Origin of the sequence: Streptomyces sp. NPDC060209, assembly GCF_042728155.1 — a bacterium.
Lineage (GTDB): Bacteria > Actinomycetota > Actinomycetes > Streptomycetales > Streptomycetaceae > Streptomyces.
In genome coordinates this window covers 1-14,197 of sequence record NZ_JBHWZS010000224.1, presented here as the reverse complement: position 1 = coordinate 14,197, position 14,197 = coordinate 1, and the positions used below count along the sequence as shown (strand labels likewise).

The window sequence follows — 14,197 nt, the reverse complement described above, 5'->3', positions numbered from 1 at the left end:
TCCCGGGGCCGTGCGTGCCGCCCCGGGGGCCGACGCATGCCCCGTTCCGGGTGCGGCGGGAGTCGGCGACGTGCGTTGCACGGGCTGCACCACGTGGTCACAGAGTGGTTGAGACCACTTGTCGGCGTGCTGAGGCGCCCTTAGTCTCCTGCAAGTTGTGCAGAACGAAACGTGCGTTGCATGGAATGCAACGATTGACCGGTAGGGGTCCCGGATGAAGCTTTCTGCCCGAATTGCCGCTCCGGCCGCGGCCCTTGTGCTGGCGGGCATCACCGCCACCGCCTGTGCGCCGCAGACCTCCGACACCAGCGCCGAGGGCGACAAGAAGACCGGGACGCTCCGCGTCTGGCTCTTCCAGGAGGTCGGCAACAAGCCCAAGGAGAAGGTCGTCGACGCCGCGGTCGCCGACTTCGAGAAGTCCCACGAGGGGGCCGAGGTCGAGATCGAGTACATACCCGTCGACACCCGGGCCCAGCGCATCAAGGCCGCCTTCAACGACCCGGAGAGCGCCCCCGACCTCATCGAGTACGGCAACACCGATACCGCCGGATACGTGAAGGACGGCGGACTGGCGGACATCAGCAAGGAGTTCGCGGCCTGGGACGAAGCCAAGGACACCGACCCGACCGCCAAGCGTTCCGTGACGGTGGGCGGCCAGGTCTACGGGGCGCCGCTCTTCGTCGGCGTACGGGCGCTGTACTACCGCACCGACGTCCTCGAGGAGCTCGGCATCGAGCCCCCGAAGTCCCAGGACGAGCTGATCTCGACCGCCAAGAAGATCCACCGGGAGAAGCCGGACCTGTACGGTCTCGCGGTGGGCGGCGCGTACACCTATGGCGCGATGCCCTTCATCTGGGCGCAGGGCGGCGAACTGGCCGACGAGACCGGGGTGACCTACCGGTCCGCCATCAACAGCGAGAAGGCACGAAAGGGCATCGAGGCGTACACCTCGCTTTTCGGTGACGACAACTGCCCGGCGGCCAAGTGCGCGGCCATGGGCGGCAACGCGGTCATCACCGCGTTCGCGTCCGGCAAGGCGGCCATGGCGGTCGGCGGCGACTTCAACCACGCCGCGGTCGAGGCCGGCACCGTGAAGGGCAAGTACGCCGTCGTGCCGTTGCCCGGCGTGAAGAAGGACTCGATCGCCCCGGCGTTCGCCGGTGGCAACAACATCGGTGTACTCAAGAGCAGTTCGCACCGCACTCTCGCGGTCGACCTGATGAAGTCGCTGACCGGCAAGAAGACCCAGGCGAAGATGTTCGACGCCATGGGCTTCCTGCCGACGTACACGGACGTGCTGGACACCGCCGCGGAGAAGGAGTCCTTCGTCGGCCCGTTCGTCAACACGCTCGGCGCGGGCGCCAAGTTCGTCCCGGCCTCCCCGGCCTGGGGCCAGATCGACGCCTCTCTGGTCCTGCCGACCATGTTCCAGGAGATCGTCAGCGGCCGTAAGGACGTGGCCGCCGCCTCGGACGACGCGGCGAAGAAGATGGACGCGGCGTTCGCCGAAGCGGGCTGACGATGACCGCGGACACCACACTGCGCAAGACCCCCGCACGGTCCGGGGCGGGCGGGACCACGGCCCGCGCGCCCCGGCGCCGCCCGGCATCGCCCGCGCGGCGCTCCGGCTGGACCCCCTGGCTCTATCTGCTGCCCGCGCTCGTCCTGCTCGGCGGACTGCTCGTCTACCCGATCTACCAGCTGGGTCTGATCTCCTTCCTGGAGTACACGCAGGCCCAGGTCAGCGGTGGCGAACCGACGACGTTCCAGGGATTCGGCAACTACGCCACGCTCTTCCGCGACAGCCAGTTCTGGCAGGTGCTCCTCGCGACCGTGGTCTTCGCCGCGGCCTGCGTGCTCGCCACCCTGTTCGTCGGCTGCGCCCTGGCCGTCCTGCTGACCCGGATCCGCGCCCTGCCCCGGCTCGCGCTCATGATGGCCGCGCTGGGGGCCTGGGCGACGCCCGCGATCACCGGGTCGACCGTCTGGGTCTTCCTCTTCGACCCGGACTTCGGCCCGGTCAACAAGGTGCTGGGGCTCGGCGACTTCTCGTGGACGTACGGGCGCTACAGCGCCTTCGCCCTGGTGCTCCTCGAAGTCCTCTGGTGCTCGTTCCCGTTCGTGATGGTGACCGTGTACGCCGGCATCCGCGCGATCCCCGCCGAGGTGCTGGAGGCGGCCTCGCTGGACGGCGCCTCGCAGTGGCGGATCTGGCGGTCGGTCATGGCACCGATGCTGCGGCCGATCCTGATCGTCGTCACCATCCAGTCGGTCATCTGGGACTTCAAGGTCTTCACCCAGATCTACGTCATGACGAACGGCGGAGGCATCGCCGGCCAGAACCTGGTGCTCAACGTGTACGCGTACCAGAAGGCGTTCGCGTCCTCGCAGTACAGCCTCGGATCGGCGATCGGCGTCGTGATGCTGGTGATCCTGCTGGCCGTGACGCTCGTCTATCTGCGCCTGGTGCGGCGCCAGGGGGAGGAACTGTGAGCGCACGCACGCTTCTGCGCGTCCGCCGGCCCGGGAGGCTGGCGGCCGAGGCGGCGGCCCTCGTCATCGCCGTCGCGGTCGCCTTCCCGCTCTACTGGATGGTTCTCTCCGCCTTCAAGCCGGCGGGTGAGATCCAGTCCACCGAGGCCCGCCCCTGGACCCTGGCCCCGTCCCTCGACTCGTTCCGCAGGGTTTTCGAACAGCAGGAATTCGGCCGCTACTTCCTCAACAGCCTGATCGTCGCCGGCACGGTCGTCATCGCCTCCGCGCTGATCGCCTTCCTCGCCGCGACGGCCGTGACCCGATTCCGCTTCAAGTTCCGCACGACCCTGCTGATCATGTTCCTCGTGGCGCAGATGGTGCCGGTCGAGGCGCTGACCATCCCGCTGTTCTTCCTGATGCGGGACTTCGGCCAGCTGAACACGCTGGGATCACTGATCCTGCCGCACCTCGCCTTCTCGCTGCCGTTCGCGATCTGGATGCTGCGCGGCTTCGTCAAGGCCGTCCCGGACGCTCTGGAGGAGGCCGCCTACATCGACGGGGCGAGCCGCACCCGCTTCCTGTGGCAGATCCTCTTCCCGCTGGTCTTCCCGGGCCTCGTGGCGACCAGCGTCTTCTCGTTCATCACGACCTGGAACGACTTCCTGTTCGCGAAATCGTTCATCATCAGCGACACCTCCCAGTCGACGCTCCCCATGGCGTTGCTGGTCTTCTTCAAACCCGACGAGAACGACTGGGGAGGGATCATGGCGGCCTCGACGGTTATGACCATTCCCGTGCTGGTCTTCTTCGTCCTAGTACAGCGTCGTCTGGTCTCCGGACTCGGCGGAGCGGTGAAGGACTGACATGGACAACCTGATTCCCGCGCCGGTGCGCACCGGCGAAGGCGGCCGCGGCGGATTCGTTCTCGACGGGTCCACGACCCTCACGGCCGGCCCCGGCACCGAGAGCACCGAGCGCTGGCTGCGCACCACCCTCGGGGCAGCCTTCGGCCTGCCGCTCGCCCCCGGCGCCGTGTCGGGCGACGGGGCCGCGAACACCATTGAGCTGGGCGTCGATCCCTCGCTGGAGCCCGAGGGCTACCGGCTGGGTGTGGCGCCCGACCGGGGCGTGCGGATCACCGGGGGGAGCGCGGCCGGAGTCTTCTGGGGGGCTCAGACCCTCCGCCAGCTCCTCGGCCCCGAGGCCTTCCGCCGCGCGCCGGCCGGCCCTGGCGGGCAAAGGAGCATCCCCTTCACGGAGATCGAGGACGGCCCGCGTTTCGGCTGGCGCGGTCTGATGCTCGACGTGGCACGGCACTTCATGCCCAAGGACGGCGTGCTGCGCATGCTCGACCTGCTGGCAGCCCACAAACTGAACGTCTTCCACTTCCACCTCACAGACGACCAGGGCTGGCGCGTCGAGATCAAGCGCCACCCCCGGCTCACCGAGACCGGCGCCTGGCGCGCACGCACCAAATACGGCCACCGCGCCTCCGAACTGTGGGACGAGACTCCGCACGGCGGCTTCTACACGCAGGACGACATCCGCGAAATCGTGGCGTACGCCGCCGAGCGGCATATCCGGGTCGTCCCCGAGATCGACATCCCGGGCCACTCGCAGGCAGCGATCAGCGCGTATCCGGAACTGGGCAACACCGATGTCATCGACACCTCCGCCCTTTCCGTGTGGGACACCTGGGGCATCAATCCGAACGTACTCGCCCCCACCGACAACACCCTGCGCTTCTTCGAGGGCGTCTTCGAAGAGCTGCTCGACCTTTTCCCGGCCGACACCTCGCCGTTCATCCACATCGGCGGCGACGAATGCCTCAAGGACCAGTGGAAGCGGTCGCCGACGGCACAGGCCCGCATGGCCGAACTCGGCCTGACGGACGAGGACGAACTCCAGTCCTGGTTCATCCGCCACTTCGACCGGTGGTTCACCGACCGGGGCCGCCGCCTCATCGGCTGGGACGAGATCCTGGAGGGCGGCCTCGCCGAGGGCGCCGCGGTGTCGTCGTGGCGGGGCTACGCGGGCGGGATCGCCGCCGCCGAGGCCGGGCACGACGTGGTGATGTGCCCCGAGCAGCAGGTGTATCTGGACCACCGTCAGGACGGCGGCCCCGACGAGCCGATGCCCATCGGATTCGTCCGCACCCTGGAGGACGTCTACCGCTTCGAGCCCGTGCCCCCGGGCCTCTCCGAGGAGGCGGCCGGGCACATCATGGGCACCCAGGCCAACGTCTGGACCGAGGTCATGCAGAACCGGGACCGTGTCGACTACCAGGTCTTCCCCAGGCTCGCCGCCTTCGCGGAGGTCGCCTGGTCCCGGCTCCCGGCCTCCGGTGAGCGGGACTTCGCCGACTTCGAACGCAGGATGAACACCCACTACGCCCGGCTCGACGCCCTGGGCGTCGACTACCGGCCGCCCGCGGGTCCACGGCCGTGGCAACGCCGGCCCGGCGTCCTGGGTCGCCCGATCGAGGGACCGCCCCCGATCGTGTGACCATCGCCCCGCATCCCGGCCAGGGGAACCGAATAAGTCGTACGAACTCGCTGAAGAGGGGCAATTCGTGCGCCGGGCGGAAGGTCTGCCAAAAGTGACTTTTCCCCTGGTCGGGGACGGAAACACCCTTCGCGGACCCTCGCGTCGGACAGCCCGGAAGATGTGCCAGAGTTGCCACGTCCCGGCCGTGAGCACGTACCGTACGGCGGACAGGCGGGACTGCCGGGACACCGGGAAGGGGCAGCTGGGTTGACCACGCACGCACCGCAGGCGATGCAGTCGGTGACGCTGCCGGCCTCGCTCGACGAGGCCGTGGCGGCTCTCGGCGCCATGCCCGCCGCCGTTCCCGTGGCCGGCGGCACAGACCTCATGGCGGCCGTCAACAAGGGCCTGCTGCGGCCCTCGGGGCTGGTCGGCCTCGGCCGGATCAGCGAGCTGCGCGGCTGGCACTACCAGGACGGCCACGCCCTGCTCGGAGCCGGTCTCACCCACGCGCGCATGGGGCGGCCCGACTTCGCCGCGCTCATCCCCGCGCTGGCCGCCTCCGCGCGCGCCGCGGGCCCGCCCCAGATCCGTAACGCCGGGACGCTCGGGGGCAACATCGCCACCGCGGCGCCGACCGGCGACGCCCTGCCGGTGCTTGCCGCCCTGGAGGCCGAGCTGGTCATCGCGGGCGCCGGAGGCTCCCGCCGTGAGATTCCCGTCTCGCACCTGCTGGCGGGCCGCGAGATGCTCGAGCCCGCCGAGCTGATCGGCTTCGTCCGCGTACCGCTGCTGCACGCCCCCCAGGTCTTCCTCAAGGCGACCGGCCGCACCGGCCCCGGTCGCGCCACCGCCTCCGTCGCGATCGTCCTGGACCCGGCACGGCGCGGGGTGCGCTGCGCGGTCGGGGCGATCGCCCCGATGCCCCTGCGGCCGCTGGAGGCGGAACGCTGGATCGCCTCCCTGATCGACTGGGACGGCGAACGCGGCCTGGCCCCCGACGCGCTGGCCGCTTTCGGCGAGTACGTCGCGGCGGCCTGCATCCCGGACCAGGCTCCACCGGACGACGGGGGAGAGGCACCTCCGCTGTCACCCGCAGTCCTGCACCTGCGGCGCACGGTCGCCGCGCTCGCCCGACGCGCACTGGGGAGGGCACTGTCGTGAGCAATGAAGAGAACCCCGAGCAGCGGCACGGGCAGCCCGACCCGTACGCCGGCTGGCAGCCGACCCCGCAGGGCGGTGAGTACGACGCCGAGGCGACCGCCTTCGTCCACCTGCCCCCGGAGGACCTCGCCGCCCTGGGGAACGACCCGCTGGCCGCCCCCGGCCACAGCTACGTGCCGCCGATGATCCTGCCGCTGACCCCGGCCGCGGGCCTCGACCCCTCGGCGACGGGCAGCTGGGTCGTGCAGACGCAGGGTCAGCAGGAGCGGGCCGCCGGCCACTCCTCGGGCGCGGAGGCCGCGCCCGAGGCGGTGCACTGGCCCGACCCCAACCAGCAGCGGGATCCGTACCAGCAGCCGTACCCGGACACGTCGCAGTACGCGCAGACGTCGTCGACGACGGCCCAGTGGAACTTCACCGAGTCCCTCCCCGAACCCGAGCCGGCTCCTGAGCCCGCCGGTCACACCGGCGAGTGGACGATCCCGGTGGCGAACGGCGACCTCCCGGAGGAGTCCGGCGAGTTCGCGGCGTCGGCGATGGCCTCCCAGTGGTACGCGGAAGCGCCCCCGGCCACGCTGCCGGGCGGGGCGCCCGCGCCGTGGGCGACGCAGGAGCAGCAGGCCGAGCCCGGGACCGCCGAGGAGGCTCCCCCCGGGTCCTCGTCGCCCCTGGAGGTCCTGGAGGCCCTGGAGGCATCCGAGGCCCCGCACGAGGCGGAGGGAGCCCTCGAGGCCGCAGAGGTCGCTGTGGAGGCCGCCGGTGAGCCGGAGGAGCCCGCGGAGGCCCCGGCGGCGGACGTCCCGGCACCGGCCGACGCGTCCGGAGCCGAAGCCCCGGCAGCAGCGGCCGAGGCCGAACCGGCCCCCGGCCCCGAACCCGCCCCGGAACACGGGCTCGTGCCCACCGAGGAGCCCGCTGCCCCGGCCGCCCCCGGCGGCCCCAGCGAGCACCCGTCGGCGTCGTACGTCCTCCATGTGAACGGTGCCGACCGCCCCGTCAGCGACGCCTGGATCGGCGAGTCGCTCCTGTACGTGCTCCGGGAGCGCCTCGGCCTCGCCGGTGCCAAGGACGGCTGCTCGCAGGGCGAGTGCGGTGCCTGCAACGTCCAGGTCGACGGCCGCCTCGTGGCCTCCTGCCTGGTTCCCGCCGCCACGACGGCCGGCAGCGAGGTCCGTACCGTCGAGGGCCTCGCGGTGGACGGCGAACCGTCCGACGTCCAGCGGGCCCTGGCCGAGTGCGGGGCCGTCCAGTGCGGCTTCTGCATCCCCGGGATGGCCATGACGGTCCACGACCTCCTGGAGGGCAACCACGCCCCCAGCGAGCTGGAGACCCGCCAGGCACTGTGCGGCAACCTCTGCCGGTGTTCCGGCTACCGGGGTGTGCTCGACGCCGTACGCGACGTCGTCGCGGGCCGGGAGGCGACCGCCGAGGCGGCCGCCACCGCGCCGGACGACGCCGAACCGCGGATCCCGCACCAGGCCGCCCCCGGCGCGGGCAGCGTCCAGGCGCACGAGGGAGACGTCCGGTGAACACCGTGCCGTCTCCCGCACCACCGGTCATCCCCACCACCACCAGCCGCCGCAGCGGAGCGAACGACAAGGAGGCGGCGTGACCAGCGACGCAGCCACCGCGACCAGCACCACGCTCACGACACCGCCGTCCGAGGGTCCCGAACCGGACCAGGAGCAGCCCGGGCTCGGACTGGGCACCTCGCTGCCGCCCGCCGACGCCCGTGCCAAGACCGAGGGCACCTTCCCGTACGCGGCCGACCTGTGGGCCGAGGGACTGCTGTGGGCGGCGATGCTGCGCTCCCCGCACCCGCACGCGCGCATCCTGTCGATCGACACGACGGCCGCCGCCGACATGCCCGGTGTGCGCGCGGTCGTCACGCACGAGGACATCCCCGGGGACGGTTCGTACGGCCGCCGGGTCGTCGACCGTCCCGTGTTCGCCTCCGATCTCGTACGCCACCACGGCGAGGCGATCGCCGCCGTCGCCGCGGACCACCCCGACACCGCCCGGCTGGCCGCCGCGGCGATCGCCGTCGAGTACGAGGTCCTCGAACCGGTCACCGACCCCGAGAAGGCCTTCGCCGCCGAGCCCCTGCACCCCGACGGCAACCTCATCCGCCACATCCCGCTGCGCTACGGCGACCCGGACACCGTGGGCGAGGTCATCGTCGAGGGCCTCTACCGCATCGGCCGTCAGGACCCCGCCCCGATCGGCGCCGAGGCCGGCCTCGCCGTGCCCCGCCCCGACGGGGGGGTCGAGCTCTACACGGCGTCCACCGACCCGCACACCGACCGCGATCTGGCCGCCGCCTGCTTCGGCATGGACCCCGAGCGGGTCAAGGTCGTCGTGACCGGTGTCCCCGGAGCGACCGGCGACCGGGAGGACCCCGGCTTCCAGATCCCGCTCGGCCTGCTCGCCCTGCGCACCGGCTGCCCCGTCAAGCTGGCCGCCACCCGCGAGGAGTCCTTCCTCGGTCACGCCCACCGCCACCCGACCCTGCTGCGCTACCGCCACCACGCGGACGCCGAGGGCAGGCTGGTCAAGGTCGAGGCGCAGATCCTCCTCGACGCGGGCGCGTACGCCGACTCCTCGTCCGAGTCCCTGGCCGCCGCCGTGGCCTTCGCCTGCGGCCCGTACGTCGTCCCGCACGCCTTCATCGAGGGCTGGGCGGTCCGTACGAACAACCCGCCCTCAGGGCATGTGCGGGGCGAGGGCGCGATGCAGGTCTGCGCCGCTTACGAGGGCCAGATGGACAAGCTGGCGGCGAAGCTGGGCATCGACCCGGTCGAGCTCCGTCTGCGCAACGTCCTCTCCACGGGCGACATCCTCCCCACCAGCCAGACGGTGACCTGCCCCGCCCCCGTCGCGGAACTCCTTGGCGAGCTACGCGACTTCCCGCTGCCCGCCCTCCCCAAGGACGCACCGGAGGACGACTGGCTGCTCCCCGGGGGCCCGGAGGGCGCGGGTGAGCCCGGGGCCGTCCGCAGGGGTGTCGGCTACGCCGTCGGCATGGTTCACATGCTCGGCGCCGAGGGCGCCGACGAGGTCTCCACGGCCACGGTCCGGGTCCACGACGGTGTCGCCACCGTCATCTGCGCGGCCGTCGAGACCGGCCAGGGCTTCACCACGCTGGCCCGCCAGATCGTCCAGGAGACCCTGGGCGTCGAAGAGGTCCACGTGGCGGCGGTGGACACCGACCAGCCCCCCGCGGGCCCGGCGACGCACGGCCGCCACACCTGGGTCTCGGGCGGTGCGATCGAACGCGCGGCCAAGATGGTCCGCACCCAGCTCCTCCAGCCCCTGGCCCACAAGTTCGGCATGTCCACGGAGCTGCTCCAGATCGCCGACGGCAAGATCACCTCGTACGACGGTGTGCTGTCCACGACGGTCTCGGAGGCGATGGACGGCAAGGAACTCTGGGCCACCGCGCAGTGCCGCCCCCACCCCACCGAGCCCCTGGACGATTCCGGCCAGGGCGACGCGTTCGTGGGCCTGGCCTTCTGCGCGGTCCGCGCGGTGGTCGACGTGGACATCGAGCTGGGCTCGGTCCGGGTGGTCGAGATGGCCGTCGCCCAGGACGTCGGCCGGATCCTGAACCCGTCACAGCTGGCGACCCGCATCGAGGCGGGCGTCACCCAGGGCATCGGAGCAGCCCTCACGGAGAACCTCCGCACCGCCCGCGGACTGATCCGGCACCCGGACCTCACCGGGTATGCGCTTCCGACGTCCCTGGACGCGCCGGACATCCGCATCGTCAAACTGGTCGAGGAACGTGACGTGGTGGCCCCCTTCGGCGCCAAGCCGGCCTCGGCGGCCCCGGTGGTGACCTCCCCGGCAGCGGTCGCCTCAGCGGTCCGCGCCGCGACGGGCCGCCCGGTCAACCGCCTCCCGATCCGCCCCCAGGCGGCGGTGGCCTCACCCAAGTCCTGACCCCGGCGGCGCCTGCGGACTCAGCAGGCGCCGTCCCGGACGGTCGTGGTCAGGCCGTACGCGTCCCGGGAGTCGAGGCGGACGTCGTACGCGCGCCCCCGTGATGCGCTGAGTGCGCGCCCCGGCAAGGGACCGGATGCTGCTCGCCCGTCCTGCCGTGGCAACGGAGCGGCGCCGGGCGGATGTTCCGCGCCGGCGCCGTGGGTGGAGACCGTGACCGGATTCGAACCGGTGTAACTCGAGTTGCAGTCGAGCCCCTGAGCCTCTCGGGCACACGGTCGGGTGGTGTCGCTTCCCCGTGCTCACGACGGTACGTCTGAGGCGCGGGTGTCATCAAGGGGCGGGGGCCTGACGCAACGCGACTGCCATACGGCGTTCATGAACGGCGGCAGGACCCGAACCGCGCCTCTGCGACCGCCGGGCCCGTGACCCCCTGGGCCGCCTGCGCCCGGAATTCGGGGAAACCATTTTTGTCCGCCCGGCGTCGATAAGCATGGAACCGATACGGTGAGCGGGTCGATGGCGGGCGATGACGGTGAAGCGGCCTGCGCAATAGGGAGTAGGGGGAATTCGTGACGTTCGAGGAAGAATGGGCCGAACTGCGCACGGCGGCGGCCCAGCGGAGTGCCATGCAGCTCAACAGCATCCCCGCCGACGGCGGCGGTGGCGGTGGCGGCGGTGGCGGCGATCTGGTGGTCAACCGGGACGAGCTCGGAGCTATCGGGAATGACGCATACGGGCTGAGGGTGAGGCTGTCGAAGGAGGGTGACCTCGCTCGTCCGTCCACCTTCGCGGCGGCGATCGCGCTCACCAACGGCAACTTCGCGAGTGGTGCGGCGGTACTCAAGGTGCACGACTTCTGGCAGACGCACCTGAAGACGCTGCTGGATTCCTGCGCTCACATCTCGAATCACCTGGATTACACCAAGGCCCAGCACGCGAAGGACGAAGTGAAGATCGAGGGAGATATGGCACCTATCTCCAAGCTCACGGAATACATGAAGTAGGGCTCGGGGGAATAGGTACATGCTGAATTATGAGGACATAGTCGACGCCCCGGTGGGGAAGCTGAAGGCCGCGGCCGACGACTGGTCGGAAATGGCCGGCAAGCTGGACACGCTCGCCACCGACGCCGCCGACGGGATGAAGGTCAAGGCGGACAAGGCGAACTGGGAAGGCCTCAACGCGGGCGTCACCAAGGCGTTCGTCGGCAAGACGGCCAAGGAGTTCGCGGACGCCGCAGCCGAGGCCAAGGGTGTGAAGCAGATCCTCGAAGAGGGTCACGCGGCCATCAAGAAGGCCAAGGACGACCTGATCAACATCCGGGACCACGAAGGGCCTGCGGCCGGTATACGCGTGGACGGCAAGGGCAAGGTCTTCGCACGCCACCCGATCTCGGAATCCAACGCCGCCCGGCACGACCCCGACTATTCGACGTATCTCCAGGAGGAGAAGAAGAACATCGAGTCGTGGCAGAAGAAGATCGACCTCATCGTCGACAACTGCAACGACACCGATGTGTCCTTCAAGAATTCCCTTGAGGCCAACGTCACCGACCGCAAGGACTTCAACGCCCCCAAGTACACGAAGATGGACCAGGAGGAGGCCGACCGCGCCGCCGGTCTGGCCGCCAAGGGCCGCGACATCACGCACACCGAGCTCCAGCAGCTCAACGAGCTCCTGAAGGACAACAGCACGTCGCTGGAGTTCTCGAAGAACTTCTACGAGAAGCTCGGTCCGGAGAAGTCGCTGGCGTTCTTCGGGCAGCTCTCCACGGACACCTACGAGTACGGGAAGGTCGACAAGGAGCGGCTCAAGGACGTCCAGGAACTCCAGAAGAACCTGGGCCTCAACCTGGCCAACGCTTCCCACGACAAGGACTTCAGCGAGAAGTGGGGCCCCGAGCTCCGCAAGATGGGCACGGAGCGCATCCCGCTGGCCAAGTACGACAGCAACGGGCCGTACGGCTACCAGCTGCTCGGCGGGATCATGCGGTACGGGAACTACGACAAGTCGTTCCTCAACCCGATCGCCGAACACGTGGCGCAGCTGCACCAGAAGGACCCGTACATGTTCGCCGACAACAAGGTGGTGAACAGCCCGTTCAAGAACCCGTTCAACCCCTCGGGCGTCAACGGTGCGGGCTACGACCCGACGACCGCCATGCTGGAGGCGCTCGGCAACAGCCCGGACGCGGCCAAGCACTTCTTCAACGACCCGCCGACCGCGTACAACGAGGACGGCACGGTCAACAAGGGCGCCACCGCCGACCTCGGCAAGAACGGCGACACGCCGATCGAGAACTACCTCGACTTCTTCGGCAACGAGAAGTGGGAGTCCTTCCCGGACGTCAACTCGCTGGACGAGAACGAGCTGAAGAACTCCCTCAACCAGATGCCCGACGCCCTGGGCCACGCTTTGGAATCGGCCACCCTCGGCTACCCTGCCGGGCACCCGGACGCGAGCGTGGTGCGGGACGACGACAACGCGGCGGTCATGCAGCAGGTCATGGAGAAGTACGGGGCGGACGCGGGCCTGCTCAAAGAGCAGGAGGCGATGTCCGACAGCCTGGGCACCATGGGCGCCGGCTACATCGACGACATCAACTGGGCCCTGGACAAGGGCGACTCGGACAGTGTGTTCGCCCCGAAGGACTCGGAGGGTCACATCGACTTCGAGGATGACACGGAGGGCAGGAGCATCACTCGCGGCTTCCTCAGCGCCCTCGGTCAGCACCCGGACGCCTACGCGACGGTCTCGGCCGCGGAAGAGGTGTACACGCGGAGTGTGCTGGAGAACCAGGTCGACTCCAACGGGGTGATCGACAAGGGCAGCGCCCGGTCTGCCGTGCACGTCGGTGCGGAGGTCCAGGGCATGCTCGACCAGTCCCGGGCCGACCAGGTCCAGGCCGACAACATGAAGAGCCACGAGGACTACGAGAAGGCTGTCGCCAAGCGCTCCGGGTGGGTCGAGTTCGGCGCGGCGGCGGGCATCGCCGCGGGCGTCGCCTTCCTGCCGGCCACCGCGGCGGTCGGGACGGCGGCCGTGCTCATCCCCCTGGCCACCGACACGGCCAGCGGTGGGCTGGAGCAGCTCGCGGGGCAGTTCATCGGTGATATGTCGGACAACTCGGTCGACGCGAGCAAGGAGAAGGCCGAGGAGCTGACCAGGGAGGAATGGAACAAGATCTATCGGGCCGGCGAGTCCACGGCCGAAGCACCCATGGAGGACTTCCTCGACCGCAACACCGGGGACACGAAGGAGGACAGGGAATTCCGTCAGGACATGAAGGAGTCCATGAGGAACGGCTATTCGACCGGTAACGAGCGGGAGAACCAGCAGGGCCAGGATCCGGAAACGGGCTGACGAGAACATGGGTACCGGTGGAGGGATGAACATCGTGGGACTGGCACGGGCAGGGCGCCTGGCAGGCGTCGTCGGCCTGGTCGTGGCCGCGGGGGCGGGCCTGGCGGCCTGCGGCTCGGACGCGGAGGGCAAGAGCACCGAGGAGACCTTCGTGGGGGCCGACAAGGTCTGCGGCGGTCTGTTCGACGCGTCCTTGGCGAAGAAGGTCGAGACGGTCACGGCGGACTCGGAGTTCTTCTACCGGAGCGACGAGGGCCTGAAGGCCGTTGTGGAAGCGCTGACGCGCGGATACGAGTCGGGGCGCAGTTCGGCCACCGGGGCGGCCCTGTGCGAGCTCAGCCCCAAGGGGGGCGGAGCCGGGGACGGAGCAGCGGTCAAGTTCTCCATGTACGCCCCGCAGGACGTGAAGGACCCCAGGGCCGACTCCGGCACGGTGTTCTACACGATGGGCAAGAGGTCCGAGGCGAGGGCCACCGGAGCCTCGCTCTACCTCGATTGCGTGAGTCCGCGGCTCAAGGGCTCGGAGACGCAGCCCCTGCGCATCTACGGGAGCTTCACGATCGGGGAGAGCGATGCCCCGGACACACCCGAGACCCGTGACGCCAATCTGGAGATCCTTCACACCGGGGCTCTCTCAGTGGTGAAGGAGCTGGGCTGTGAGAACAACGCGGGACTGCCCGCGACCCCCGATCTCACGCCGAAGTAGATGTTGCCTCGCGAGGGCGGATAGTGACCCCGGCGCTCGGGTCCCGAGGATCGGGGC

The 14,197-nt window shown here is 70.1% G+C and carries 10 protein-coding genes and 1 tRNA gene; 10 read left to right on the top strand and 1 reads right to left on the bottom strand.

From position 1 onward, the window contains the following. Positions 1-214: 214 nt before the first annotated feature. From ACFWFI_RS31415 to ACFWFI_RS31385, 7 genes are all read left to right on the top strand, one after another. Positions 215-1,519: an extracellular solute-binding protein gene (locus ACFWFI_RS31415; RefSeq protein ID WP_387396745.1), complete on the top strand. Its 1,305-nt coding sequence runs from the start codon at positions 215-217 to the stop codon at positions 1,517-1,519. Between the two features lie 2 nt (positions 1,520-1,521). Further along, positions 1,522-2,493, top strand: a complete 972-nt coding sequence (locus ACFWFI_RS31410) for a carbohydrate ABC transporter permease (RefSeq protein WP_387396743.1) — start codon at positions 1,522-1,524, stop codon at positions 2,491-2,493. Then, positions 2,490-3,338, top strand: a complete 849-nt coding sequence (locus ACFWFI_RS31405; protein ID WP_387396741.1) for a carbohydrate ABC transporter permease — start codon at positions 2,490-2,492, stop codon at positions 3,336-3,338. The genes ACFWFI_RS31410 and ACFWFI_RS31405 overlap by 4 nt, the downstream gene beginning before the upstream one ends. 1 nt (position 3,339) lies before the next feature. Further along, entirely contained in the window at positions 3,340-4,980 is a 1,641-nt protein-coding gene (locus ACFWFI_RS31400) for a beta-N-acetylhexosaminidase (protein WP_387396739.1), read from the top strand. A gap of 249 nt (positions 4,981-5,229) precedes the next feature. After that, positions 5,230-6,126, top strand: coding sequence for an FAD binding domain-containing protein (locus ACFWFI_RS31395; RefSeq protein WP_387396736.1), 897 nt, complete (start codon positions 5,230-5,232; stop codon positions 6,124-6,126). Further along, positions 6,123-7,655 (top strand): (2Fe-2S)-binding protein, encoded by a 1,533-nt coding sequence (locus tag ACFWFI_RS31390; RefSeq protein WP_387396734.1) that lies wholly within the window; start codon positions 6,123-6,125, stop codon positions 7,653-7,655. The genes ACFWFI_RS31395 and ACFWFI_RS31390 overlap by 4 nt, the downstream gene beginning before the upstream one ends. A 79-nt stretch (positions 7,656-7,734) precedes the next feature. Then, entirely contained in the window at positions 7,735-10,068 is a 2,334-nt protein-coding gene (locus tag ACFWFI_RS31385; protein WP_387396731.1) for a xanthine dehydrogenase family protein molybdopterin-binding subunit, read from the top strand. Positions 10,069-10,273: 205 nt separating this feature from the next. Here ACFWFI_RS31385 and ACFWFI_RS31380 read toward each other — a convergent pair. After that, positions 10,274-10,348: transfer RNA gene (locus ACFWFI_RS31380), tRNA-Cys, on the bottom strand. 292 nt (positions 10,349-10,640) lie between these two features. On the opposite strand from ACFWFI_RS31380, the gene ACFWFI_RS31375 reads away from it, so the two are divergent. The 3 genes from ACFWFI_RS31375 to ACFWFI_RS31365 are packed head-to-tail and all read left to right on the top strand — an operon-like array spanning position 10,641 to position 14,140. Further along, positions 10,641-11,075 (top strand): hypothetical protein, encoded by a 435-nt coding sequence (locus ACFWFI_RS31375; RefSeq protein ID WP_387396729.1) that lies wholly within the window; start codon positions 10,641-10,643, stop codon positions 11,073-11,075. Positions 11,076-11,094: 19 nt separating this feature from the next. Beyond that, a complete protein-coding gene (locus tag ACFWFI_RS31370; protein ID WP_387396726.1) occupies positions 11,095-13,434 on the top strand; it encodes a hypothetical protein in 2,340 nt (779 codons plus the stop codon). 25 nt (positions 13,435-13,459) lie between these two features. After that, on the top strand, positions 13,460-14,140 hold the full coding sequence (locus ACFWFI_RS31365) for a hypothetical protein (protein ID WP_387396724.1): 681 nt from the start codon (positions 13,460-13,462) through the stop codon (positions 14,138-14,140). Positions 14,141-14,197 lie beyond the last annotated feature (57 nt).